The sequence below is a fragment of the Rhizobium sp. SG2393 genome (assembly GCF_042610495.1).
In the GTDB taxonomy this organism is placed as follows: domain Bacteria; phylum Pseudomonadota; class Alphaproteobacteria; order Rhizobiales; family Rhizobiaceae; genus RU20A.
Genome location: NZ_JBHGAP010000002.1, coordinates 60,465 through 84,856, shown reverse-complemented (window position 1 = coordinate 84,856; position 24,392 = coordinate 60,465). Strand labels below are relative to the sequence as shown.

Below are 24,392 nucleotides of genomic sequence, written 5' to 3'. Positions count from 1 at the left end.
TGACGAGATCACGGCAACAATTCGGCCCTTGCGGGCCGGATTGTCCCGTGTAATCTCCCGGCCATGGTTTCACGTCGCCTTTCCCGCCTCGAAGGTCACCGCCGCAAGTTCATGGCGGTCATCGATGATACGCCCGAATGCATGCGCGCCGTCCACTATGCCGGCATGCGTGCGAAGAACTCCAATGGCGGCCTCGTGCTGCTCTACGTGATCGCCAATGGCGACTTCCAGCACTGGCTGGGTGTCGAGGAGATCATGCGTGCCGAGGCGCGCGAGGAAGCGGAGACGACGCTGGCGAAGATCGCCCAGGAGGTGCGCGAGACCGTGGGCATCGAGCCCGAAGCGGTCATTCGCGAGGGCAGCGCCACCGAGGAAATCCATGGGCTGATCGAGGAAGACCGCGATATCGCGATCCTCGTGCTGGCCGCCGGTTCCGCCAAGGATGGGCCGGGTCCGCTCGTTTCGTCGATCGCGGGCAAGGCGGCTGCCTTCCCGATCCCCGTCACCGTCATTCCCGATGCGCTGACGGATGAGGAAATCGACGCGCTGGCCTGATGCCTTTGCGGGCCCGCGCTCTTGAAGCGGGCTTCCCGACTGGCTATATTTTGGAATAATTCTAAAGATCGAGACCGGCCGCGGCGACCCGCCCGCCGGCAGACGGAGCAAGATCATGTTCATCCAGACCGAAGCAACGCCGAACCCGGCGACCCTGAAGTTCCTGCCGGGCAAGGTGGTGATGGCGCAGGGCACGGCCGAGTTCCGCTCCGCTGCCGAGGCCGAAGCAGCCTCGCCGCTCGCCGCCCGCCTGTTCGACGTGCCCGGCGTCACCGGCGTCTTCTTCGGCTACGATTTCGTGACCATCACCAAGGACGGTCCGGAGTGGCAGCATCTGAAGCCGGCCATTCTCGGCACGATCATGGAACACTTCATGTCCGGCACGCCGGTCATGGCAACCGCAGGCGCCAATCACGCGCAGGCCGATGAGGATGGCGAGTTCTTCGAGGCCGGTGACGAGACGATCGTCGCGACCATCAAGGAGCTGCTGGAAACCCGCGTGCGCCCGGCCGTTGCCCAGGATGGCGGCGACATCACCTTCAAGGGCTTCCGCGACGGCACCGTCTTCCTCAACATGAAGGGCGCCTGCTCCGGCTGCCCGTCTTCGACGGCAACGTTGAAGCATGGCGTGCAGAACCTGCTGCACCACTTCATCCCGGAAGTGCAGGCCGTCGAGGCCGTCTGAGGCGGGAATGGGCTGGACGGCTTGGACGTAGTCGATTCCACTCCCCGTCATGCTCGGGCTTGACCCGAGCATCCACGCGGCCCTCCGCAACCTTGGCAGTGGATCCTCGGGTCAAGCCCGAGGATGAGGGCGAAGACGTTCTTGGCTTTCGGCTCTCTCCGGGCAACCCTCCGTGAACCTACCCGAAAACCACACGATTTCTCTTGTCGTTGCAGCGCGATACCGGCTATCCGCACCTGATCCGCGATGCATCAATTGATGCATCGCGAGGCGAAACGAGGGATGCATGCCATGATCGTGCTGGCGCTGGATACGGCGGCAAGCGGCTGTTACGCGGCGGTCTATGACGCCACGGCCGGGCGGGAACTGGCGCGGGCCGGCGCCGAGATCGGGCGTGGCCATGCCGAGCAGCTGATGGGTTTCCTGACGGACGCGCTGGAGCGGGCCGGACTTTCCCTGTCGGCTGTGGATCGTTTCGCAGTCTGCGTGGGCCCCGGCTCCTTCACCGGCATCCGCGTCGGCGTTGCGGCGGCCCGTGGTCTGGCGCTCGCCTGCGGCAAGCCCGCCGTCGGCATCACCACCTTCGCAACGCTCGCCGCCATGGCTGACCAGGGCCGCGGCGAGCCGGTCATGGTGCTGCTCGATGCCAAGCGCGACGAGGTCTACGGCCAGCCGTTCGGCTCCGATGGCCAGCCGGCCGGTGGCGCCTTCCTGCTGCCGCTGGACGAGGCGCGCGCCCTTGCGGCAGGTTTCGGCGGCCGTCTCGTCGGCACGGCCGGCGCCGCCCTCGGCCTGCCGGTCGAGGAGATCGGCCCCGCCGATATCGGCGTCATGGCCCGGCTCGGCGTCCTTGCCGCTGTCGGGGAAAAGCCGCGCCCGCTCTACCTGCGCGGCCCCGACGCCAAGCCGCAGCTCGGCTTTGCGCTGGCGCGTGCCTGAAGAAGGGAAAAGCCCTTGAGCCTGACGGACTATTTCAGCCGCAAGCCCGAATTCGATATCTTCGCGATGGAGAAGATCGATTGCCCGCCGGCGGCCGAGCTGCACCGGCAGCGCTTCCCCGCGCCCTGGTCGGATGGCGACATTCACGGGCTTCTGGTGCAGGAACCCGTCTTCGGCCTCGTGGCGCGCCAGTCGAATGCCGCGCTGAAGGGCGTGACGGGCGGCTTCGTGCTGGCACGGGCCGTGGCGGACGAGGCGGAAATCCTGACGATCTGCGTCGATCCGCGCTTTGGCCGCACGGGTCTCGGCTGGCGGCTCATGCAGGCGGCCAAGCGGGAAGCCCTGGCGCGCGGGGCAGCCTCCATGTTCCTCGAGGTGGACGAGACCAATGTCGCCGCCCACGGCCTTTATCGAAAGCTCGGCTTCGAGAAGGTCGGGGAAAGACGCGCCTATTATCAGGATGCCCAGGGCCGGCGGACGGCGGCGCTTGTCATGCGGCGTGATCTTCGCTAGTTCCGCTCTGATGACCTCGAGAAAATTGCGGCCCATGGCGGAACCGGACACATCGCTGGAAGAGCTCTGCGTCGAGCGCGGCATGCGCATGACCGAGCAGCGCCGCATCATCGCGCGCGTGCTGGAAGGCTCCGCCGACCATCCGGACGTGGAAGAGCTTTACCGCCGCGCGGTGAAGGTCGATTCCCGCATCTCGATCTCCACCGTCTACCGCACCGTCAAGCTCTTCGAGGATGCCGGCATCATCGAGCGCCATGATTTCCGCGACGGCCGCTCGCGCTACGAGACGGTGCCGGAAGAGCACCACGACCACCTGATCGACCTGAAGACCGGCGTCGTCATCGAATTTCATTCACCGGAAATCGAGGCGCTGCAGGAAAAGATCGCCCGCGAACACGGCTTCCGGCTCGTCGATCACCGGCTGGAACTGTACGGCGTACCGCTGAAGAAGGACGAGGCGTGAGCATGGGCAGGACGCCCGGAGCCGCCCGATGATCCAGTGGCTGCGGACGGCGCTTGCGGCGATCCTGCTGATCCTTTTCACGCTGGTTCTTTTGCCGGTGCAGCTTGTCTGCCTGCGCTTCGATTTCAGGCCGCGCCGCGTTCTCCCCCGCTTCTGGCACAGGGCCGCCTGCCTGGCGCTCGGCATCCGCGTCCGCGTGCATGGCGAGCTGAATGCGCACCGCCCGCTGATGCTCGCCTCCAACCATGTGTCGTGGAAGGACATCGTGGTGCTCGGCTCCGTCGCCGATGTCGTCTTCATCGCCAAGTCGGAGGTGAAGGCCTGGCCCGTCTTCGGCCTTCTCGCCCGCCTGCAGGCCACCATCTTCATCGAGCGCGACCAGAAGCGCAGCACCGGCGAGCAGGTCAATGAAATCGGCCAGCGGCTGGCGGCGAGCGAGATTGTCGTCCTCTTTCCGGAGGGCACGACATCGGACGGCAACCGCCTGCTGGAGATCAAGACCTCGCTCTTCGGCGCGGCCGCCTCCGCGGTGCCGCTCTCGCCGACCGGTGTCGTGCATGTGCAGCCCGTCGCGCTCTGTTACACCGGGATCTACGGCATGCCCATGGGCCGCTTTCACCGCACCATTGCCGGCTGGCCGGGCGATATCGGGCTGGTGCCGAGCCTGATGGGCCTGTTGCGGGCCGGCGCCATCGATGTGGACGTGGTTTTCGGCGAACCCGTCGTCTACGAGGCCAGCAGCAACCGCAAACTGGTCAGCCGCGAGATCGGCAGCCGCATCCGCTCCATGCTGATCCGCCGCCTGCGCGGCCGTTGAGAGGGCACGGCGCGAATGTCGGGCCTTCATTTTACCGCGCCCTTCGACTACAGAGACGGCCATGAGCACCGAGATCGCCGCCCCGTCGGCCGCTGAGACGGCCCCCGTTCAGACCCCTGTCCAGAAGAAGGTCTTCCTGAAGACCTACGGCTGCCAGATGAACGTCTATGATTCCGACCGCATGTCGGATGCGCTGGCAAAGGACGGCTATATCTCGACCGACAGCGTCGAGGATGCCGATCTCGTGCTGCTCAACACCTGCCATATCCGCGAGAAGGCGGCCGAGAAGGTCTATTCCGAGCTCGGGCGCCTGCGCGACATGAAGAAGGCGCGCGCCGCCGATGGCCGCGAAATGGTGATCGGCGTGGCCGGCTGCGTGGCGCAGGCGGAAGGGGCTGAGATCATTCGCCGTTCGCCCGCCGTCGATCTCGTCGTCGGACCGCAGACCTATCACCGCCTGCCGCAGTTTCTGGAGCGCGCCCGTGCCGGCGAGCGCGTCATCGAGACCGAATACGCGATCGAGGACAAGTTCGAGCATCTGCCGATGCCGGACAAGGCCCGCACCCGCGCCCGTGGCGTCACCGCCTTCCTGACCGTGCAGGAAGGCTGCGACAAGTTCTGCACCTTTTGCGTGGTGCCCTATACGCGCGGCTCGGAAGTCTCCCGTCCCGTTTCCCAGATCGAGGCGGAAGCCCGCCGGCTGGTGGAGGCGGGCGTGCGCGAACTGACGCTGCTCGGCCAGAACGTCAATGCCTGGCATGGCCTGGGCCCCGACGGCACCGAATGGACGCTCGGCCATCTCCTTGCACATCTCAGCGACATCGAGGGCCTCGCCCGGCTGCGCTACACGACCAGCCACCCGCGCGACATGGACGACGCGCTGATTGCGGCGCACCGCGACCTGCCAAAGCTGATGCCCTATCTGCACCTGCCCGTGCAGTCGGGCTCCGACCGCATCCTGAAAGCCATGAACCGGCGCCACAAGGCGGCCGACTACGTGGCGCTGATCGCGCGCATCCGCGCCGTCCAGCCGGATCTGGCGCTCTCGGGCGATTTCATCGTCGGCTTCCCCGGCGAGACGGATGAGGACTTCGAGGACACGCTGCGGCTCATCGAGACCGTGGGTTATGCACAGTCCTATTCGTTCAAATACTCGACCCGCCCCGGCACGCCCGGTGCCGATCTCACCGATCAGGTGCCGGAGGATGTGAAGTCCGAGCGGCTGGAACGCCTGCAGGCGCTGCTGTTTTCCCAGCAGACGGCCTTCCAGAGGGCCTGTGTCGGGCGCGAGATCGACCTTTTGATCGAAAAGCCCGGCCGGCTGCCGGGACAGGTCGTGGGACGCTCGCCCTGGCTCCAGCCTGTGATTGTTGATGCAAAGACATCGCAAATCGGTGACATTATCAGGGTACGAATCACCGCAGCCGGCACCAACAGCCTCCATGCCGAGGTCGCGTGAGGTCCGGACTGCCAATCGATGGAGCCTGACCGCTTGAACGGACACGAATTGATGACGTCGCCATCGCGCCAGTCGAAAGCCTCTGCGGCCGGTGCCAATCACTTCGTGCTCACCTTCGAGAACAACCGCTACGCCAGCGAACTCTTCGGCCAGTTCGACCAGAACCTGAAGCTGATCGAGGAACGGCTGCACATCGATGCGCGCCCGCGCGGCAATTCGGTCTCCATCTCCGGCGATATCGTCGCCACCAATCAGGCCCGCAACGCGCTCGACTATCTCTATGATCGCCTGCTGAAGGGCGGTACGATCGAGAAATCCGACGTGGAGGGCGCCATCCGCATGGTCCAGGCCGCCGACGACCAGTTGCAGCTGCCGACCATGGAGCGGAAAGCCAAGTTGAACCTCGCGCAGATCTCGACCCGCAAGAAGACCATCGCCGCCCGCACCCCGACGCAGGACGTCTACATGCGCGCGCTGGAGCGTTCCGAACTCGTCTTCGGCGTCGGACCCGCCGGCACCGGCAAGACCTATCTCGCCGTGGCGCACGCAGCCCAGCTTCTGGAGCGCGGCGCGGTCGATCGCATCGTCCTCTCGCGCCCGGCCGTCGAGGCGGGCGAACGCCTCGGCTTCCTGCCCGGCGACATGAAGGAAAAGGTCGATCCCTACCTGCGCCCGCTCTATGACGCGCTCTACGACATGATGCCCGGCGACAAGGTGGAACGCGCCATCCAGGCCGGCGTCATCGAAATCGCGCCGCTGGCCTTCATGCGTGGCCGCACGCTGGCAAACGCCGCCGTCATCCTCGACGAAGCGCAGAATACGACATCCATGCAGATGAAGATGTTCCTGACGCGTCTGGGTGAAAACGGCCGCATGATCGTGACGGGCGACCCGAGCCAGGTGGACCTGCCGCGCGGCGTCAAGTCCGGCCTGGTCGAGGCGCTGCAGATCCTGCGCGATGTCGAGGGCGTCTCGGTCGTGCGCTTCAAGGATGTGGACGTCGTGCGCCATCCCATGGTTGCACGCATCGTCAAGGCCTACGAGGCCCAGACGGCGGTTCCGGACGAAAGCGAGCAGCGGTGACCGCTGAGGCGGTGATCTGACGACATGACACGTCTCGATATCCAGATTTCCCGCGAGGAAGGCGATTGGGCCGACGAGGAGGCACTGTTCGCCGAGGCCTCCCGCGTGCTCGAATTCGCCGCCGGTTTCCTGGCGGTCGAGGAAGAACAGCCCTTCGCGATCCAGCCGGTCGAGCTGTCGCTGGTCTTCACGAGCGATGCCGAAATCCGCAAGATCAATGCCGAATGGCGCGGTTTCGACAAGCCGACCAATGTGCTTTCCTTTCCCGCCTTTCCGACCGAGCCCGGTGACATGCCGGGGCCGATGCTGGGCGATATCATCATCGCGCAGGAGACGGTGGCCCGTGAGGCCATCGAGCAGGACAAGCCGTTCGCGGCCCATCTGACCCACCTGATGGTGCACGGTTTCCTGCATCTTTTTGGCTACGACCACGTTGAAGAGGACGACGCCGAAGAGATGGAAGGGCTTGAGACTCGCATTTTGGCCGGTCTTGGGCTATCTGATCCCTACGGGGACACCGATCCGGTGTGACTTTGACCCGGTTTGACAGTTTGGAACGATGAACGATTTCAAGACAGGACCTTTGACGGTCGACAAGGACGAGGCGGACGCCTCGTCTTCGGACGAGGCTGGCAGTACAGGCGCCGCCTCGCGAAGCGAGAGCGGGCGATCGCACAGCTCCTTCTGGCAACGGGCAGCCCGCATTTTCCGGGCAGGCAGTTCAGCGAATCTGCGAGAAGACCTTGCCGATGCCCTGATGACCGAGGGCGGCAGCGACGATGCCTTCTCCCCCGCCGAGCGCGCCATGCTCAACAACATCCTGCGCTTCCGGGAAATCCGGGTCGAGGACGTCATGGTGCCGCGCGCCGATATCGAGGCGGTGGACCAGAGCATCACGCTCGGCGAACTCATGGTTCTCTTCGAGGAGTCCGGCCGTTCGCGCATGCCGGTCTACAGCGAAAGCCTCGATGACCCCCGCGGCATGGTCCACATCCGCGACCTTCTCGCCTATGTGACGAAGCAGGCCCGCAACAAGCGCCGCAACGGCGCGCGGCCCGTTGCGGCCGAGAAGCCGGAAAAGCCGACGCGCCAGCCCCGCGCCGAATTCGACCTCGGCCGCGTCGACCTGACGAAGACGGTCGAGGAAGCCGGGATCATCCGCAAGCTGCTCTTCGTTCCGCCTTCCATGCCGGCGCTCGATCTCATGCAGCGCATGCAGGCCGCCCGTATCCAGATGGCGCTCGTTATCGACGAATATGGCGGCACCGACGGTCTCGCCTCGCTGGAGGACATCGTCGAAATGGTCGTCGGCGATATCGAGGACGAGCATGACGACGAGGAGGTGATGTTTGCCCGCACCTCCGACGACATTTTCGTGGCCGATGGGCGCGTGGAACTCGAGGAGATCGCCAAGGCGATCGGCCCGGATTTCGATGTCACCGAGCAGATCGAGGATGTCGATACGCTGGGCGGCCTGATCTTCGCGGCGCTTGGCCGTATTCCGGCCCGTGGCGAGGTGGTGCAGGCCATTCCAGGCTTCGAGTTCCAGGTGCTCGATGCCGATCCGCGGAGGGTCAAGCGCGTGCGCATCATGCGCCGCCGTGCGCCCGCCGTGCGCCGCCGTCTCAAGGAAGATGCCTCACCGGGAGAGCCGACGGGCTCACCGATCGCTGACCCCGTCCTGTCTGCGGACGGTCCCTCGGCCGGCGATACGCGCAACTGATACCCCCGCAGCCGGCCAACGCCGGCTGTCTCCCCTTCGACTGAAGAGAATCCGGTCGGCCGCGCCGGCCAGCCCCGCGCATCCCAGCCATGGGACGACAAGCTCCGACTTTTTTGGAAGACTGCAGCGTGATTCGGCCGGCGCCCCGTCTTGGGGGCGGGCGCCCGCGCGAGACCGGCGCCGCTGCCGATGGATGCGTTGCGGAGGGGAAGCTCAATGGAACGACTGGCAAGCCGCGTGATCCTGTCATCGGGGATCGGGCGGGTGTTCCTGGCCATGCTGGCCGGCGCGCTGGCCGTGCTCGCGCAGGCACCGTTCTTCGTCATTCTTGCCCCCTTCGTTTCCTTCACCCTGCTCGTCTGGCTGATCGACGGCGCGACGGGCAGGGCCGGCGCCGGCATGATCCGCCGCCGTCTGCCGGCCTTCATGATCGGCTGGTGGTTCGGCTTCGGCTATTTCCTGGCCGGCCTCTGGTGGCTGGGGGCGGCCTTTCTCGTGGAAGCCGACGAATTCGCCTGGCTGATGCCGCTCGGCATCATCGGCCTGCCGGCCTTCCTCGCCGTCTACTTCGGCTTCGCGACGCTCGTTGCCCGGCTTTTCTGGTCGGAAGGGGCGGGGCGCATCTGCGCGTTGGCCGCGTCTTTCGGCCTCTTCGAATGGCTGCGCGCCTTTCTGTTCACCGGCTTTCCGTGGAATGCGATCGGCTATGCGGTCATGCCCGTGCCGTTGCTCATGCAGTCGGCCGGCGCCATCGGCCTGTGGGCGGTCACCACCCTTGCCGTCTTCGTCTTCGCCACGCCCGCGCTGTTCGGCACGCGCCGGGGCCTCGTGCCGGGTGTCGCCTTCGCGCTCGTGCTCGCGGCTGCCCATGTCGGCTACGGCGCGTTCGTCTTGAGCCGCCCGGCGCCCGCAGCGCTCGATCCGGCACTGCCGATCCGCATCGTCCAGCCGGTGATCGACCAGGCCAAGAAGCTCGACGATGCCGAGCGTGGCCGGATCTTCGAGGAGCATCTGGCGCTGAGTGCCGCCGCACCCGCCGAGGGCCGCCCCAAGCCCAAGATCATCGTCTGGCCGGAGACCTCCATCCCTTTCATCCTGACGCTGAACCCGGATGCGCTGGTGCGCATCGCCGATGTTCTGGAAGACGGGCAGGTGCTGATCGCCGGCGCCGTGCGCTCGGAGGATGCGGGCCCGGGCCTGCCGCCGCGCTATTACAATTCCGTCTACGTGATCGACGATCGCGGCCAGATCGTTGCGGCCGCCGACAAGGTGCATCTCGTGCCCTTCGGCGAATACCTGCCCTTCGAAAGCCTGCTGCAGGAGGCCGGTCTTCAGGCGCTCGCCGCCTCCATGCCGGGCGGCTATTCGTCGGCGCCGGCCCACCAGCCCCTGACACTTCCCGGCGGCAAGGTCTTCTATCCCCTGATCTGCTACGAGGCGATCTTCCCCGACGAGATCGAGGCGACAACGGCGACCACGGACGCGCTGCTCAACATCACCAATGACGGCTGGTTCGGCAAGACGCCCGGCCCATTCCAGCATTTCCATCAGGCGCAGTTGCGCGCGGTGGAGACGGGTTTGCCGCTCATCCGTGTCGCCAATACGGGCGTGTCGGCCGTGGTGACGGCGCGTGGCGATGTCGTGGATGGCCTGCAACTCGATGCCAAGGGTTTTGTCGATGTCGATCTGCCCGCCAAGGAGCCGCGTCCGATCCCGCATCCGTGGCAGACGCGTGGTTTTCTCATTGGTTGCGCGCTCATGCTGCTGATCGCACTTTACACGCGTAAACAAAGCACTTGACCGGTGAATTGACCGGAAATCCCTAAAATTGCATAGTGCCGCGGGGGCAATCTTCAACCACGTTGAAACGGAGACGCTGTCAGCATTTGTCTTTAAGGGCTGGCAGTGGCTTAACGTGCCGGGTTGAATTCACACGAACAGGTTTCTTAGGATGATGACGATGATTGAGAACAAGAAGAAGCCCAATCCGATCGACATTCACGTCGGCAGCCGGATCAGGCTTCGCCGAACGATGCTCGGCATGAGCCAGGAAAAGCTCGGCGAACAACTCGGCATCACCTTCCAGCAGATCCAGAAATACGAAAAAGGCACCAACCGCGTCGGTGCCAGCCGCCTGCAGAACATCTCCGGCATTCTCAACGTTCCCGTCTCCTTCTTCTTCGAGGATGCGCCGGGCGAAGCCGGCGTGACGCAGTCGGGCTTTTCGGAGGCGTCGAGCTCCAACTACGTGGTGGATTTCCTGTCCTCCTCCGAAGGTCTTCAGCTCAACCGCGCCTTCGTGAAGATTGCCGACCCCAAGGTGCGTCGCAAGATCGTCGATCTCGTCAAGGCAATCGCCGCCGACGCGGAGACCGACTAGCTTCGGACAAGCCTGTGGGTTCACGAAAAGCGGCCAGAGTGCCGCTTTTTTCGTATCCGTGTCACATAAGGATATATTTATATCCTTCTGCCTTTGTGTTATCGCAGCAGAGTCGTTCAACCGAGCCAAACTTTCTTTGAGGGGAATTCCCGATGCGTGCCAACTACCTCTTCACCAGCGAGTCCGTGGCGGAAGGCCATCCGGACAAGGTCTGCGACCGGATCTCCGACGAAATCGTCGATCTCGTCTATCGCGAAGCCGCCAAGACCGGCGTCGATCCCTGGACGGTTCGCATCGCCTGCGAAACGCTGGCAACCACCAACCGCGTCGTCATTGCCGGTGAAGTGCGCCTGCCGCCGAGCCTGATGAAGAAGGACAAGGACGGCAAGGACGTCATCAACCCCTCCAAGTTCAAGTCCGCCGCCCGCAAGGCGATCCGCGAGATCGGCTACGAGCAGGACGGCTTCCACTGGAAGACGGCACGCATCGACGTGCTCCTGCACTCGCAGTCTGCCGACATCGCCCAGGGCGTCGACAATGCCGCCGACAAGCAGGGCGACGAAGGTGCCGGCGACCAGGGCATCATGTTCGGCTACGCCTGCCGCGAGACCGCCGAGCTCATGCCGGCGCCGATCTACTACTCGCACCGCATTCTCGACCTGCTCGCCGCCGCCCGCAAGAAGGGCGAGGGCGACGCCGGCAAGCTCGGGCCCGATGCCAAGAGCCAGGTGACGGTACGCTACGTGGACGGCAAGCCGACCGAAGCGACCTCCATCGTGCTCTCCACCCAGCATCTGGACGAAAGCTGGGATTCGGCCAAGGTCCGCACGGTCGTCGAGCCCTATATCCGCGAAGCGCTGGCCGACCTGAAGATCGCCGACGACTGCGCCTGGTATATCAATCCGACGGGCAAGTTCGTCATCGGCGGTCCGGACGGCGATGCCGGCCTCACCGGCCGCAAGATCATCGTGGACACCTATGGCGGTGCCGCCCCGCACGGCGGCGGTGCCTTCTCCGGCAAGGACACGACGAAGGTCGACCGCTCCGCTGCCTACGCCGCCCGCTACATCGCCAAGAACGTCGTGGCCGCCGGCCTTGCCGATCGCTGCACGATCCAGCTCTCCTACGCCATCGGCGTCGCCCAGCCGCTGTCGATCTATGTCGATCTGCACGGCACCGGCACGGTGACCGAGGATGAGGTTGAGGCCGCCATCCGCAAGGTGATCGACCTTTCGCCGTCGGGCATCCGCCGGCACCTGAACCTGAACAAGCCGATCTACGCCAAGACGGCCTCCTACGGCCACTTCGGCCGCAAGGCCGGCCGCGACGGCTCCTTCTCCTGGGAGAAGCTCGATCTGGTGAAGCCGCTGAAGGATGCGCTGAAGGGCTGACACGCGCGCAAACTGGCATTATGAGGGCGGGTGCTTCCGGAAGGGGGCACCCGTTTTCACATCCGGCGCCCCGCGTGGCGCCAAGACGATCGATTGCCCAGAGGACAGAGCCGATGACCGACGAGCCCCGCGCCAGCCGCGCCAGCGAAGCCTTCTTCGGCCGTCGCAAGGGCAAGCCGCTGCGCAGCCGCCAGGCCGAGCAGCTGGACACGATCCTGCCGCGCCTCAGGCTCGACCTCGCCAATCCCGCGCCTGCCGATCTCAGGGATCTCTTCCCCGCCGGCATCGAGCGTCTGAGGCTGGAAATCGGCTTCGGGGGTGGCGAGCATCTCATCCACCGCGCCGTGGAGAACCCGCAGACCGGCTTCATCGGCGTCGAGCCCTTCGTCAATTCCATGGCGAAGCTGGTGGCGCAGGTGGAGGAGCGGGGGCTTTCCAACATCCGCCTGCACGATGACGACGCCACCGTCGTGCTCGACTGGCTGCCGGCCGCAAGCCTCGACCAGATCGACCTGCTCTATCCCGATCCCTGGCCGAAGCGCAAACACTGGAAGCGCCGCTTCGTCTCCGCGGTCAATCTCGACCGCTTCGCGCGCGTGCTGAAGCCCGGCGGCCGCTTCTGCTTTGCCTCCGACATCGATACCTATGTCAACTGGACGCTTCTGAAGACGCGCGCGCACGGCGCCTTCGACTGGCCGGCGGAAGGCCCGGCCGACTGGCTGACACCCTATCCGACCTGGCCGAGCACGCGCTATGAGGCCAAGGCGAAGCGGGAAGGCAGAAGCTCTGCCTACCTCACCTTCATCCGGAAATAGGAGTGTTGCGGGAGCGGTCGGTTCCCCGACCGCCCGATCGCGTCGCCATCAGTGCAGGCTGACCGTCTTCAGCTCGTCTTCGGCCGCCTTGTAGAAGGTGCTGGAGCGGTTGTCGGTCAGGAGGATCGGCGTGCCGTCGGCGCCGAACAGCGCCCAGAGATCGATGCCGGGATCCATGTCAGGCGCTTCCGGGAAGCAACGCGAGACATCTTCGGACCGGATTTTGCGGATATACCCGAATTCGCCGGCGCCAAAGCGGGCGAGGTCATTCTTGGACATGGACGTGTTCAGACTTTTCAGTCCCATAGGCTCTGCTCCGTCGTCGGCGAGGGCAGGAGATGCCGACCTTCGCTTGAGCCTCAGTCTGAAACGGAAATGTTAATTTTCCGCACCATGCGGGCGGGTTCCGGACGAACGAGATCGATGGAGAGAAGCCCGTTGCGCAAGTCCGCGCCGAGCACCTGCATGCCGTCGGCCAGCACGAAGATGCGCTGGAACTGACGCGCTGCAATGCCCCGGTAGAGGTAATCGCGCTCCTGCGTCTCCGTCTGCCGGCCACGGATCACCAACTGGTTTTCTTCCGTTGTGACGTCGAGTTCGTCTTCGGAAAAGCCGGCGACGGCGAGCGTGATGCGCAGCCGCTCCGGCATGTCGGCGGCCACGTCGCGGGCCAGCCGCTCGATATTGTAGGGGGGATAGCCGTCATTGCCCTTGGCAACGCGCTCCAGCGTCTTCTCCATGGCATCGAAGCCCAGAAGGAGAGGGCTGGTAAAGGTCGTCATCCTGCTCATGTCAAAGCCCTTGGCGTTCAAGCGACTTGGCGCCGCGCACGCGTGACGCGCAGCGGCCGTTCGATGGACCCCTGAGGCATCCATGCGGCGCAATATGGGAAGTGCCGCCCGCGAACGCAAGGCGCATGGCCACCCCCTCCCACGCAAATCATCATGCGCAATTCAAGTGGTTAACATCCGGCCGGGCGATGGAGACGGGAGGGACACGCAGGAAAATCCGCGCTAGAACCATTCGCATCGTTGAGACGGATACCGACACGCATTCGAGGAGTTGAGCCATGGCCGAGCGCCGCAAGATCATCATCGACACCGACCCCGGCCAGGACGATGCCGCCGCGATCATGCTGGCGCTGGGAAGCCCGGACGAAATCGAGGTGATCGGCATCACCGCGGTCGCCGGCAATGTGCCGCTCGAGTGGACGTCCCGCAATGCCCGCGTCATCTGCGAACTGTGCGGCCGCACCGACATTCCCGTCTTTGCCGGGGCCGAGCGTCCGCTGGTCCGCCAGCTCGTCACCGCCGAGCATGTGCATGGCCGCACCGGCATCGACGGGCCGCAGCCCGATCTGCCGGACCCGACCATGCCCCTTCAGGACAAGCATGCCGTCGATTTCATCATCGACACGCTGCGCGCCGAGCCGGAAGGCACCATCACGCTCTGCACGCTGGGCGCCCTCACCAACATCGCCACTGCCCTCCAGCGTGCCCCCGACATCGCCCCGCGCGTCCGCCAGCTGGTGATGATGGGCGGCGGCTATTTCGAGGGCGGCAACATCACGCCCGCCGCCGAATTCAACATCTATGTCGATCCGGACGCGGCAAAGATCGTCTTTGCCGCCGGCATCCCGATCGTCATGATGCCGCTCGACGTCACCCACCGCGTGCTGACGCTGCGCCGCCGGGTGGAGAAGATCCGCGCACTCGGCACCGCGCCGGCCATCGCGCTCGCCGAAATGCTCGATTTCTTCGAGCGCTTCGATGTCGAGAAATATGGCAGCGATGGCGGTCCGCTGCACGACCCGACGGTCATTGCCTATCTCATCCGCCCGGAGCTGTTCCGCGGCCGCGACTGCAATGTGGAGATCGAGACGGACTCCGCGCTGACGGTCGGCATGACCGTCGTGGACTGGTGGCAGGTGACGAAGCGTCCGCACAATGCCCATGTCATGCGCTTCATCGATGACGAGGCCTTCTTTGAACTGCTGACGGAGCGCGTCGCGCGTCTTTGAGGCGCCGTCCCGCCAACGAAAATGAAGCGGCCCGGAGAGCGATCTCCGGGCCGTCGGTCTTTCAAGCTGGTGTCAGCGCACCGGCTCAGAATTCTTCCCAGGAGCTGTCGGCGCCACTGCCACCACCGCCACCGGCGGCGGCGACCTTCGGTGCGCTGGCGCGGCGCGGTGCCGCCTGCTCCCGGGCCGGCGTGGCTGCGGCGCGCATGGTCTGCGCCGTCTGGCGCAGGCGTGCCGCCGGGCTCGTCTCCATGCGGCCCTGCGCGGCGGAGATGCGGAAGCGGGCGACAAGCTCGGCCAGCCGGCTGGCTTCCTCGTTGAGCGCCATGCTGGACGCGGTGGTTTCTTCCACCATGGCCGCGTTCTGCTGGGTCACCTGATCCATCTGGTTGACGGCCGCGTTGATCTCCTTGAGGCCGACGGCCTGTTCACCGGCGGAATTCGAGATCTGGCGGATCAGCCCGTTGATCTGCATGACCTGCGTGGAGATCTTTTCCAGCGCATCCCCGGCCCGGCCGACGAGATCCACGCCCTCGCGGACCTGGCCGGCGGAGGCATTGATGAGCCCCTTGATCTCCTTGGCCGCATTGGCCGAACGCTGGGCAAGTTCGCGCACTTCCTGGGCGACCACCGCGAAGCCCTTGCCGGCCTCCCCGGCGCGTGCCGCTTCCACGCCGGCATTGAGCGCGAGAAGATTGGTCTGGAAGGCGATGTCATCGATGACGCCGATGATGCGGCTCATCTCGCCGGAGGACTGGGCAATGCCCTGCATGGCGGTGATGGCCTGCTGCACGACATCGCCGGACTGTTCGGCATCGCCGCTGGCGGCCTGCACCGAGGTTGCGGCCGTGCGGGCATTGTCGGCACTGGCATTGACCTGCGAGGTCAGTTCGTCGAGGGCGGCGGCGGTCTCTTCCAGGCTTGCGGCCTGCTGCTCGGTGCGCTGCGAGAGGTGGCCGGATGCAGCGCTGATCTCGCCCGTGCCGGTGCCGATATTGGCGACCGCGGCGTTGACCGTGGCGATCGTCTGTTCGAGGCTGCCGATCGCGGAGTTGAAATCGGTCCTGATCTGCGCGTATTCGCCGGGGAACTCGTCGGTGATGCGGTAGGTGAGGTTGCCCGACGAGAGTTCGGAAAGGCCGGCGGCAAGCTTCGTGACGATGTCGCGCTGCAGGGCGGCACTGGCTGCACGCTCCCGCTCGTTGCGCTGGCGCTCGCTCTCGGCCACGCCGCGCTGGCGTTCCGTCTCCGCTTCCAGCCGATGCGTATCGGCAAGCTTGTGGCGGAAGCCTTCGAGCGCCCTGGCGACGGCGCCGGTTTCATCCGACTTGGCTTGACCGCCAACCGGCTCGTTGTAGTTGCCGCCGCTCAGCTGCGCGACGTCCCGCACCAGGCTTGCCAGCGGGCGCTGGATCAACTGCCGGGCGGTAAGATAAAGCGCGAGCAGCACGACGAGGAGGACGGCGACGCCGCCGGCGATCATCATGTAGGTCTGCTGGTTGACCGGTGCGCTGATGACGGCGGTCGGGACATCGATGAGCAGCACCCAGCGGGCATTGAGACCCGGTAGCTGGAAGGGCATCACGAGCCGGTGCGCATCCTGCCCGTCGCGCCCGGCAATATGTGCAAGCTCCGTCGTCGTCCCGCTTGCAAGGGCCGCCTTGATGGCATCGGTGCCGGCGCCATCGACATCCTTCATCATCACGTCCGGGCTGGGGCCGACAAGCCACTTCATGTCCTGGGAAACCAGCATGACGCTTCCTGTGCCGAAGGGGCGCATGCCGGAGACGCGTTCGCTGAGGGAGCCGAGCGAGATGTCCGCGCCGCCGACCCCGATCAACTTGCCGTTGGAGAAAACCGGATAGGCAATCGAGCTCATCGTGGTCGGCACATCCGTGCCTTCCGCGAGATAGGGCTTGGTGATCGCGCCCTTGCCGCTCTTGGCCGCCGCATCATACCATTCGGCCGCATAATTGGCGGCGAACGTCGAGAACTGGGCCTCGCCCATCTTGTTCTTCGACCAGTAGGGCGTGAAGGCGCCGTCCTTGTTGCCGCCCTTGGCAGGATCGTCCTTGATGACCTTGCCGTCGAAGGCCTGCGGCGCTTCGGCAAACCAGCTTCCGAAGGCAAAGGCATGCTGCTCCAGATTGGCCTTCAGCATGGTGATCGCACCTTCGCGGTCGATCTTCCCGTCCTGGTGTGCGCGTCCGATGACGCCGGTCATGGTGCGGGCAGCGCTCGCGAGCTCGCCGACGCTCGCCGCGATTTCTGCGGCAATCGCCTTTGCCTCGGAGCCCGCCTGATCCGACACCAGCGTCGTGACGCGCTCCTGCGTCTGCGAGATGAGAACCACATTGGAGGCAAGCAAGACAGCCGCAATGGTTCCAGCGGTGACGGCCATCAGCTTGGCTGCCAGGGTCTTCGGGATCAGGGACGGCATGTAAACTCCATGAAGTGCCACATCGCGCGCCTTGCATCACGGATGTGGTTGAAGGGTGAACTGGCACCGACCATCCCTGACAAATGTTAAATTTCTAATGAAACTTCGCCCTCAGATATTGCGTCGCACAATTGTCATACGGTGAAGCCTCCTCCACCACAGCGCGAAAGGGCGAAAAGGAGCGGAAGGGGGCGTTGCGACATCTTGGTGGCACCGTGCAGGCGCCTGCGCGCTGACCGTCAGGCCTGCGCCTCGACGCGGCCTACGGCATCACAACGCAAACTGCCGCGCTCGATCACCAGTGATGTAAAGAAGGAGGCTTTGGAAAAGAATGGCGCACCCGAAGAGATTCGAACTCCTGACCCCCAGATTCGTAGTCTGGTGCTCTATCCAGCTGAGCTACGGGTGCGTCTGCCGCGCTGATCGCGTCGGCGTGGCGATCCTCTAAAACGTCCTTCCGGGGAATGCAAGCGCCGTTGCGAAAAAAAGTGTGACGCGGCGATGACAAACTGTCCCGGAGGTCGTGGCGGTCAGTGTCGCAGGCGGTTGCGGAAGGTGTCGAGGGAAACAGGCTGGTCAGGCAGTTCGATGCGGAACAGGGTGCCGGAAGTGGGCTTTTCCACAAGCGCGATGGTGCCGCCATGGGCAAGCACGATTTCGCGGGCAATGGCAAGGCCGAGACCGGTTCCGCCCGAGCGCACCGACCCGCGAAAGGCGGTGAAGAGGTGCTCGCGCGCCTTCTGCGGCATACCGGGACCCGTATCGTCGACGGAAATGGAGACGACGGATCCGATACGCAACGCCGAGACCGTGATCTTGCGCTGCACCAGCGTTTCGTCGGCCGTCAGCGCCTGCATGGCGTTGCGGCAGAGATTGTGGATGACGCGGAAGATCTGTTCGCCATCCGCATCGATCTCGATCGTCTCGTCCACCTCGATCGCAAAGGTGATGTCGCTCTGGCCGTCGAGGCCCAGCATGTCGGAGACATCGGCGACGAGCGGCTGAAGCTGCAGCTTGCGCCGGTTTGGCGGCTCTTCCCTGGTCCCGCCATAGGCCAGCACGTCGGTCGTGTAGCCCACGGCCCGGTCGATGGTCCGCAGGAGCTTCGGCGCGAATCGCTTGACGATCGGGTCGTCCACGTCGTTCAGACGGTCGGAGATCAGCTGCGCCGAGGACAGGATGTTGCGCATGTCGTGATTGATCTTCGACACGGCGAGACCGAGCTCGGCGAGGTTCTTCTGTTCGCGCAGCGTGCGCTGCAGTTGCGTCTGCATGGCGGCAAGGTGCTGGCCGGCAATGGAGATCTCGTCGCGACCATCGGTCGGGACCAGAACCCGGTCGGGATCGGAGGGATGGCTGGCGAAGTCCTGCATGCTGCCGATGATTCGGCGAAGGGGAACGATCGTCAGCCGGTTGACCGCGACGAAGATCAGCGTGGCAGTGATCAGCGAGATGAAGAAGGACAGGATGAAGACGTTGCGCGCATAGGTGAGCATGGCCTTGCGCAGGTTCCTGTCACGCATGACGACGTCGATCGTCTGGTCACTCTCGCCGATCGGGCCGTACACCCGGATCGTGCGGTTGCCGCCGAAGATCAGCGTGTCGAGCGCGTCGCGGATGGCGTCGAAGGAGCTGACGTCCGCCATGTCGTACTGTGCATAGATATCGACGGGATCCTCGACGGTGGCGATCAGGCGGGACGCGTCCTGGCGACGCAGCGCGATCGTCTTGGTGCCGGTCGCCATCAGCGTCTCGTCCTGCACGGCCCGCGGCAGCTCGATATTGTCGAGGCCGGCCACGGTGACGGCGGCGGCGGCGGCGGTGTTCAGCCGGTCGCTCAGCCAGCGAAGCCGCATCGTCGCCACCGATGGAACGAAGATCATCACTTCCGCCACCATGACGAAGATGACGGTCAGGAGCAGGAGCCGCCCGGACAGGCCACGGAAAAAGCCCGGCTCGGCAATTGCCGGCTTCACATCAGGCTTGATCTCCTCGCTCGCCACGCGCTTCCGTTCCTCCAAAGACGCCCTGCTGCCCGCCTCTACGTCAAGATCCGGTCACCGGACCTGTCGCCATCGCCCGTGCAACGCTGTGCTCGCATTCTAGAGCACTTCCACGGAAGATTGAATGGCTGGTCCCTGCGATCGGGGCGGACCCTGCAGGGGCCAGATTCGGGGTGCGAAATTAGGGCAGGTCGAAGCATTCTGCTTGTTCGAACCCCGCAAACGAAGAGATCGCAGGGTTTTCCCGGCGATCTCTCGTTGTGCCTGAGGGCATGGCGCCCTGAGGGGCGCGCGTGCCGGATGGCTCAGAACTCTTCCCAGCTTCCGCCGCCGCTGCCACCGGCTGCGGCCGTACGGCCTGGCGCGAATGCCTTGGAGACGCTGCTCATGATCCGACGGGCCGGTGAGGCCACCGGCGCGCTTGCCGGGCCGGCCGCCGTCAGCGCCGGACGTCCGTGATCCGTGCCCCCGATCCGAAACTGGCCCATCAGCTGCTTCAGCGTGCCGGTCTCGCCCGAAAGCTTGTGGGCGGCGGCATTGGCTTCTTCCACCATGGCCGCATTCTGCTGCGTCACCTGGTCCATCTGGTTGATGGCGTGGCTGACCTCGCCCAGTCCCGTCGACTGTTCGCGCGCGGCCGTGGCGATCGAGTGGATGTGATCGTTGATCTGCACGACGCTCGTCTGGATCGCGGCAAGGGCGGTGCCCGTGGCCTGGACCAGCTGCACGCCCGTCGACACCTCGTCGCCGGACTTGGCGATCAGCCCCTTGATGTCCTTGGCCGCACTGGCGGCACGCTGCGCCAGCTCCCGCACTTCCTGTGCCACGACGGCAAAGCCCTTGCCCGCATCTCCGGCCCGGGCCGCTTCCACACCGGCATTGAGCGCCAGCAGGTTCGTCTGGAAGGCGATCTCGTCGATCACATTGGTGATCTGGCCGATCTCGCGCGATGCCTGTTCGATCCGCCCCATGGCATGCACGGCGTCGCGCACGATCGAGGCGGACTGCTCGGCATTGGTCGTGGCTTCCCTGACCATCTCACTGGCGAGCTGGGCACGATCCGTCGACTGGCGCACGGCGGTGGTGATCTCCTCCAGGGCGGCCGAGGTTTCTTCGAGCGCGGCTGCCTGCTGTTCGGTCCGTTTGGAAAGGTCGTCGGCGGCACTGCGCAGTTCGCCGGCATTGCCCGCGATCTGGTCGGTCGCCCCGTGCACCTCCTGCATCGTCGTCTGCAGCGTGCGCAGCGCCTCGTTGACGTTCTTCTGGAGGTCCGCGAAGGCGCCCTCGAACGAGCCGGACATACGGCCCGTCAGGTCTCCGCTGGCGAGGCTCGCGACGGCGCGCCGTGTCTCGCCAATCCCCTGATCAACCGTCGAGAGAAGCGTGTTGATGCTCTCCGCAAAGCGATTGAGGCTTGCGTCTTCATAGTCCCTGTCGATTCGGGCGGTAAAATCACCGCGCGAGGCTGCCGAGACCACGTCGGCGATGCCGGTCTGGAGGGCGGCGGTCCGGTCCCTGAGGACGCGCTCATGCGCGTTGAGCTGCATGACTTCCGCGCCGTTGCGCTTGAAGACCTCGACCGCCTGCGCCATCTCGCCAATCTCGTCCTTGCGGCCGGCGAGCGGGATCGGCTCGTCATATTTCCCGCCGGCGATCGCCTTCATGTGGCCGGTCAGACGGGTAATCGGACGGCTGATATGGTGGGTGGCGATCATGAAGGCCGCTGTCAGGCCGACGGCAAGACCGGCGACTGAGGTGAGCACCACCACCATCAGCATCGTGCCGCGGAAGGCATAGACATCGTTGCGCACCGTCTCGAGCACAGCCTTGTCGGTGTCGACGACCGCGTCGATCTCCGCCTGGAAGGCTTTCCGGTTGGCGCGGTTGGCATCCGTATTGCCCTGTGCATTGGCCGCCTGGGGCGACTCCTCGCGTCCCAGCCGCGCCGTTTCCAGCCGGAACGTCCGGAACTCGGCAGCGCGCTTGACCAATGCATCGAAGGCCGGCCGCTGTTCTGCCGGCACGAGCGGCGTCCAGCTCGTCAGCACCTCGTCGATCTTGTCGAGGTTCTTCACGATGCCCTCGGCAAAGGGCTCTGCCTTCGCGGTCGTCGCCGCTGCATAGACGCCGCGCGCCTCCATCACCACGGCGGTGACAAGACGGTTGAGGCGCTCGCCCTTATAGGCCCGGTCTGCAGCATTCTCGAAGGCGTGGAACTGATCGTTGTAGCGCTCGACCACCCCGATGGCGACGGCGCCCATCATGAGGCAGACCAGTGCCATCATCCCGACGACCAGATAGATTTTTCCTCGAATTTTCATGCAACACCAAGCTCCCGACATCGACCACCCAAATCGTCGACGCTTCGAAACTAAGCAACGATAGTTAAGGAACCGATTCTGCATGGCCGGAAAGGTCTCGAAACGAGACGGCATGGAAGAGGCCCTTCAAAAGGAGGCCGCGTTTCTTTCGGGCCGGGCAAAGTCCGGCGTCGCGCCGGTCATCGCGAGATCAAAGCCCGGCGCTCATTGACTTTGCGCGTTCTTTACACTTATAAGCCGGCCACGCCTGGGCTGGGCGCAGACAGGCCTTGTCTCGCCGTGCCCGGATCGTAAACGCTCTTGCAAAACTGCAAACCCAAGAAGGGCCGCACACCGCGGTATTTAAAAAAATGAAGCGTACCTACCAACCCTCCAAGCTTGTTCGCAAGCGCCGGCACGGCTTCCGTGCTCGTATCGCCACCAAGGGCGGCCGTCTGGTCATCAAGGCTCGCCGCGCCCGTGGCCGCAAGCGCCTGTCGGCCTGATCGCCGTGAGCGCCCGGCGTCCTGATCGCGGGCCTTCCGTGGCCGACGACAAGACGCCGGCGGACAAACCAACTGTCGGGCGGCTGAAAAGCCGGCCGCAGTTTCTCGCGGTTCGAGAGGGCGAGCGCCGCAAGGGCCCGTTCTTCCAGCTGGAAGTTCTCGATCGCAAGGCGCCGGAAGACCCGGCCCGTGTCGGCTTCACCGTCACGAAGAAGCACGGCAACGCGGTGGAGCGCAATCGCATGCGCCGCCGCCTGAAAGAAGCCGTGCGCCTCTCCGCAGCATTTGCAATGCAGCCCGGACACGACTATGTCGTTGTCGCCCGCCGCGAGGTGCTCGGCGCCTCGTTCGAAGCGCTCTCGAAAGCCCTTGGCGACCGCATCCAGTCTAAGCCGAAACCGAAGCGGCCGCCGGCCGGCTCCAGGAACGAGTGATGGAAAAAAACCGCAATTATTTCGTGGCGATCGGGCTCTCCGTGCTCATCCTGATTGCCTGGCAGTTCCTCTACATCAATCCCAAGATGGAAAAGGAACGCCTGGCAGCAGAACAGCGCCAGGCCGCCCAGACCCAGACGACGGGGAACGCCACGACCGCGACCAATGGCGCCGCGCAGCCGACGGCCGGCTCTGCCGCAGGCACCGTGCCAGGCGGCGTCGAAAATCGCGACGAAGCGCTTGCCAAGGCCGCCCGCGTGCAGATCGACACGCCCGCGCTCCTCGGTTCCATCAGCCTCACCGGCGCGCGCTTCGACGACCTGAAGCTCAAGGCCTACCACGAGACCGTGGACCCCTCGAGCCCGATCATCACGCTCTTCAGCCCCGCCGACACTCAGGATGGCTACTTTGCCGAAACCGGCTTCGTAGCCGGTGCGGATGTGGGCGCGGTGCCCTCCGCCAACACGGTCTGGACGCTCGCTTCTGGCGAAAAGCTGACGCCGTCGACGCCGGTCACGCTGACATACACCAACGAGAAGGGCGTGGTCTTCACCCGCACCATCTCCGTTGACGACAAGTACATGTTCCAGATGACCGACAGCGTCAGCAACGGTTCCGGCGCGCCGATCGATCTGTCCACCTACGGTCGCGTCACGCGCTTTTCCAAGCCGCTGACGCCTGCGGCCTATGTCCTGCACGAAGGCTTCATCGGCGTTATCGGTGAACACGGCCTGCAGGAAGAGACGTACAAGGCGTCCGAAAAGGACGGCACGCTCTCGCCCGGCAAGGCAACGGGCGGCTGGCTCGGCATCACCGACAAATATTGGGCCTCGGCGCTCATCCCGCCGCAGGCGACGCCCTACGACACCCGCTTCTCGCACTTCACCGATGGTCGCGCCCGCTATCAGGCCGATTACAAGCAGGACACGGTCACGATCGCGCCCGGCCAGAAGTCGGACTTCAAGACGCTGCTGTTCGCCGGCGCCAAGCAGGTTCCGGTCATCGACAGCTACGAGACGACCTATGCCATTCCGCAGTTCGACCTGATGATCGACTGGGGCTGGTTCTATTTCTTCACCAAGCCGATGTTCAAGCTGATGGACTATTTCTTCCATCTCTTCGGCAATTTCGGCGTGGCGATCCTGCTCACCACCATCGTCGTCAAGCTTCTCTTCTTCCCGCTCGCCAACAAGCAGTATGCATCGATGGCGAACATGAAGAAGGTTCAGCCGAAGATGGAGGAACTGAAGGCCAAGTTCGGCGACGACCGGATGGGCCTGCAGCAGGCCATGATGCAGCTCTACAAGGAAGAGAAGATCAACCCGCTCGCCGGCTGCTGGCCGATCGTGGTCCAGATCCCGGTCTTCTTCGCCCTTTACAAGGTCATCTACGTCACGATCGAAATGCGGCACGCGCCGTTCTTCGGCTGGATCCGCGACCTCTCGGCGCCGGACCCGACCTCGATCTTCAATCTCTTCGGCCTGATCCCGATCGAAATGCCGCATATGCTGATGATCGGAGTGTGGCCGATCCTCATGGGCATCACCATGTTCCTGCAAATGCGCATGAACCCGACGCCGCCGGATCCGGCCCAGGCGATGATCTTCACCTGGATGCCGCTGGTCTTCACCTTCATGCTGGCGAGCTTCCCGGCCGGTCTCGTGATCTACTGGGCCTGGAACAACACGCTCTCGATCATCCAGCAGTCGATCATCATGAAGCGCCACGGCGTAAAGGTGGAGCTCTTCGACAATCTCAAGGGCCTGTTCAAAAAGAAATCGGCGCCGGCGAAATAGCCGGCGGGACGATGAGAATGGTCAGGGGCGCGTATCCGGAAGGGTAGGCGCCCTTTTTCGTTGATGCGGT

Annotated in this window: 23 protein-coding genes and 1 tRNA gene; 18 read left to right on the top strand and 6 right to left on the bottom strand. The window is 64.8% G+C overall.

Annotated elements, in window-relative coordinates; all coding sequences use genetic code 11:
* Positions 1-63: 63 nt before the first annotated feature.
* The 14 genes from ACED18_RS09115 (at position 64) to ACED18_RS09050 (ending at position 12,823) form a co-directional block, all read left to right on the top strand.
* Positions 64-555 (top strand): universal stress protein, encoded by a 492-nt coding sequence (locus ACED18_RS09115; protein WP_377291310.1) that lies wholly within the window; start codon positions 64-66, stop codon positions 553-555.
* A 115-nt stretch (positions 556-670) separates the two neighbouring features.
* A complete protein-coding gene (locus ACED18_RS09110; RefSeq protein WP_377291308.1) occupies positions 671-1,240 on the top strand; it encodes a NifU family protein in 570 nt (189 codons plus the stop codon).
* A gap of 291 nt (positions 1,241-1,531) precedes the next feature.
* The gene (gene tsaB, locus ACED18_RS09105) at positions 1,532-2,179 is read left to right on the top strand and encodes a tRNA (adenosine(37)-N6)-threonylcarbamoyltransferase complex dimerization subunit type 1 TsaB (RefSeq protein WP_377291900.1); all 648 of its coding nucleotides are present in this window, start codon (positions 1,532-1,534) and stop codon (positions 2,177-2,179) included.
* A 15-nt stretch (positions 2,180-2,194) separates the two neighbouring features.
* A complete protein-coding gene (locus ACED18_RS09100; protein WP_377291306.1) occupies positions 2,195-2,692 on the top strand; it encodes a GNAT family N-acetyltransferase in 498 nt (165 codons plus the stop codon).
* Positions 2,693-2,726: 34 nt separating this feature from the next.
* A complete protein-coding gene (locus ACED18_RS09095) occupies positions 2,727-3,155 on the top strand; it encodes a Fur family transcriptional regulator (RefSeq protein ID WP_377291304.1) in 429 nt (142 codons plus the stop codon).
* 28 nt (positions 3,156-3,183) lie between these two features.
* On the top strand, positions 3,184-3,972 hold the full coding sequence (locus tag ACED18_RS09090; RefSeq protein ID WP_377291302.1) for a lysophospholipid acyltransferase family protein: 789 nt from the start codon (positions 3,184-3,186) through the stop codon (positions 3,970-3,972).
* Positions 3,973-4,033: 61 nt separating this feature from the next.
* Positions 4,034-5,431 (top strand): tRNA (N6-isopentenyl adenosine(37)-C2)-methylthiotransferase MiaB, encoded by a 1,398-nt coding sequence (gene miaB / locus ACED18_RS09085; RefSeq protein ID WP_377291300.1) that lies wholly within the window; start codon positions 4,034-4,036, stop codon positions 5,429-5,431.
* 33 nt (positions 5,432-5,464) lie between these two features.
* Positions 5,465-6,514: a PhoH family protein gene (locus ACED18_RS09080; RefSeq protein ID WP_377291298.1), complete on the top strand. Its 1,050-nt coding sequence runs from the start codon at positions 5,465-5,467 to the stop codon at positions 6,512-6,514.
* A 24-nt stretch (positions 6,515-6,538) separates the two neighbouring features.
* Positions 6,539-7,045 carry an rRNA maturation RNase YbeY gene (ybeY, locus tag ACED18_RS09075; RefSeq protein ID WP_377291296.1) on the top strand — a complete coding sequence of 169 codons (507 nt, stop codon included), beginning with the start codon at positions 6,539-6,541 and terminating at the stop codon, positions 7,043-7,045.
* Positions 7,046-7,073: 28 nt separating this feature from the next.
* Positions 7,074-8,237, top strand: coding sequence for a hemolysin family protein (locus tag ACED18_RS09070; protein WP_377291294.1), 1,164 nt, complete (start codon positions 7,074-7,076; stop codon positions 8,235-8,237).
* A gap of 216 nt (positions 8,238-8,453) precedes the next feature.
* Positions 8,454-10,037 (top strand): apolipoprotein N-acyltransferase, encoded by a 1,584-nt coding sequence (gene lnt / locus ACED18_RS09065; RefSeq protein ID WP_377291292.1) that lies wholly within the window; start codon positions 8,454-8,456, stop codon positions 10,035-10,037.
* 160 nt (positions 10,038-10,197) lie between these two features.
* A complete protein-coding gene (locus ACED18_RS09060) occupies positions 10,198-10,617 on the top strand; it encodes a helix-turn-helix domain-containing protein (protein WP_377291290.1) in 420 nt (139 codons plus the stop codon).
* Positions 10,618-10,769: 152 nt separating this feature from the next.
* Positions 10,770-12,008, top strand: a complete 1,239-nt coding sequence (metK, locus tag ACED18_RS09055) for a methionine adenosyltransferase (protein WP_377291288.1) — start codon at positions 10,770-10,772, stop codon at positions 12,006-12,008.
* Positions 12,009-12,121: 113 nt separating this feature from the next.
* Positions 12,122-12,823: a tRNA (guanine(46)-N(7))-methyltransferase TrmB gene (locus ACED18_RS09050; RefSeq protein WP_377291286.1), complete on the top strand. Its 702-nt coding sequence runs from the start codon at positions 12,122-12,124 to the stop codon at positions 12,821-12,823.
* Positions 12,824-12,871: 48 nt separating this feature from the next.
* On the opposite strand, the gene ACED18_RS09045 is transcribed toward ACED18_RS09050, so the two are convergent.
* Together ACED18_RS09045 and ACED18_RS09040 are read right to left on the bottom strand one after the other, a co-directional pair.
* Entirely contained in the window at positions 12,872-13,129 is a 258-nt protein-coding gene (locus tag ACED18_RS09045) for a DUF1150 family protein (RefSeq protein ID WP_149738692.1), read from the bottom strand.
* 53 nt (positions 13,130-13,182) lie between these two features.
* The gene (locus ACED18_RS09040) at positions 13,183-13,614 is read right to left on the bottom strand and encodes an Hsp20 family protein (RefSeq protein ID WP_377291284.1); all 432 of its coding nucleotides are present in this window, start codon (positions 13,612-13,614) and stop codon (positions 13,183-13,185) included.
* Positions 13,615-13,892: 278 nt separating this feature from the next.
* Between ACED18_RS09040 and ACED18_RS09035 the strand changes: the two genes are divergently transcribed.
* The gene (locus ACED18_RS09035) at positions 13,893-14,843 is read left to right on the top strand and encodes a nucleoside hydrolase (protein ID WP_377291282.1); all 951 of its coding nucleotides are present in this window, start codon (positions 13,893-13,895) and stop codon (positions 14,841-14,843) included.
* A gap of 85 nt (positions 14,844-14,928) precedes the next feature.
* On the opposite strand, the gene ACED18_RS09030 is transcribed toward ACED18_RS09035, so the two are convergent.
* The 4 genes from ACED18_RS09030 to ACED18_RS09015 form a co-directional block, all read right to left on the bottom strand.
* Positions 14,929-17,283 carry a methyl-accepting chemotaxis protein gene (locus ACED18_RS09030; RefSeq protein WP_377291280.1) on the bottom strand — a complete coding sequence of 785 codons (2,355 nt, stop codon included), beginning with the start codon at positions 17,281-17,283 and terminating at the stop codon, positions 14,929-14,931.
* Positions 17,284-17,615: 332 nt separating this feature from the next.
* Positions 17,616-17,692, bottom strand: a tRNA-Arg gene (locus ACED18_RS09025).
* Positions 17,693-17,813: 121 nt separating this feature from the next.
* A complete protein-coding gene (locus ACED18_RS09020) occupies positions 17,814-19,286 on the bottom strand; it encodes an ATP-binding protein (RefSeq protein ID WP_377291278.1) in 1,473 nt (490 codons plus the stop codon).
* A gap of 305 nt (positions 19,287-19,591) precedes the next feature.
* Entirely contained in the window at positions 19,592-21,607 is a 2,016-nt protein-coding gene (locus ACED18_RS09015; RefSeq protein WP_377291276.1) for a methyl-accepting chemotaxis protein, read from the bottom strand.
* 350 nt (positions 21,608-21,957) lie between these two features.
* Between ACED18_RS09015 and rpmH the strand changes: the two genes are divergently transcribed.
* The 3 genes from rpmH to yidC are packed head-to-tail and all read left to right on the top strand — an operon-like array spanning position 21,958 to position 24,322.
* Positions 21,958-22,092: a 50S ribosomal protein L34 gene (rpmH, locus tag ACED18_RS09010; protein ID WP_149738684.1), complete on the top strand. Its 135-nt coding sequence runs from the start codon at positions 21,958-21,960 to the stop codon at positions 22,090-22,092.
* 38 nt (positions 22,093-22,130) lie between these two features.
* Positions 22,131-22,526: a ribonuclease P protein component gene (gene rnpA, locus ACED18_RS09005; RefSeq protein ID WP_377291273.1), complete on the top strand. Its 396-nt coding sequence runs from the start codon at positions 22,131-22,133 to the stop codon at positions 22,524-22,526.
* On the top strand, positions 22,526-24,322 hold the full coding sequence (gene yidC / locus ACED18_RS09000) for a membrane protein insertase YidC (RefSeq protein WP_377291271.1): 1,797 nt from the start codon (positions 22,526-22,528) through the stop codon (positions 24,320-24,322). The genes rnpA and yidC overlap by 1 nt, the downstream gene beginning before the upstream one ends.
* The last annotated feature ends 70 nt before the right edge of the window (positions 24,323-24,392 follow it).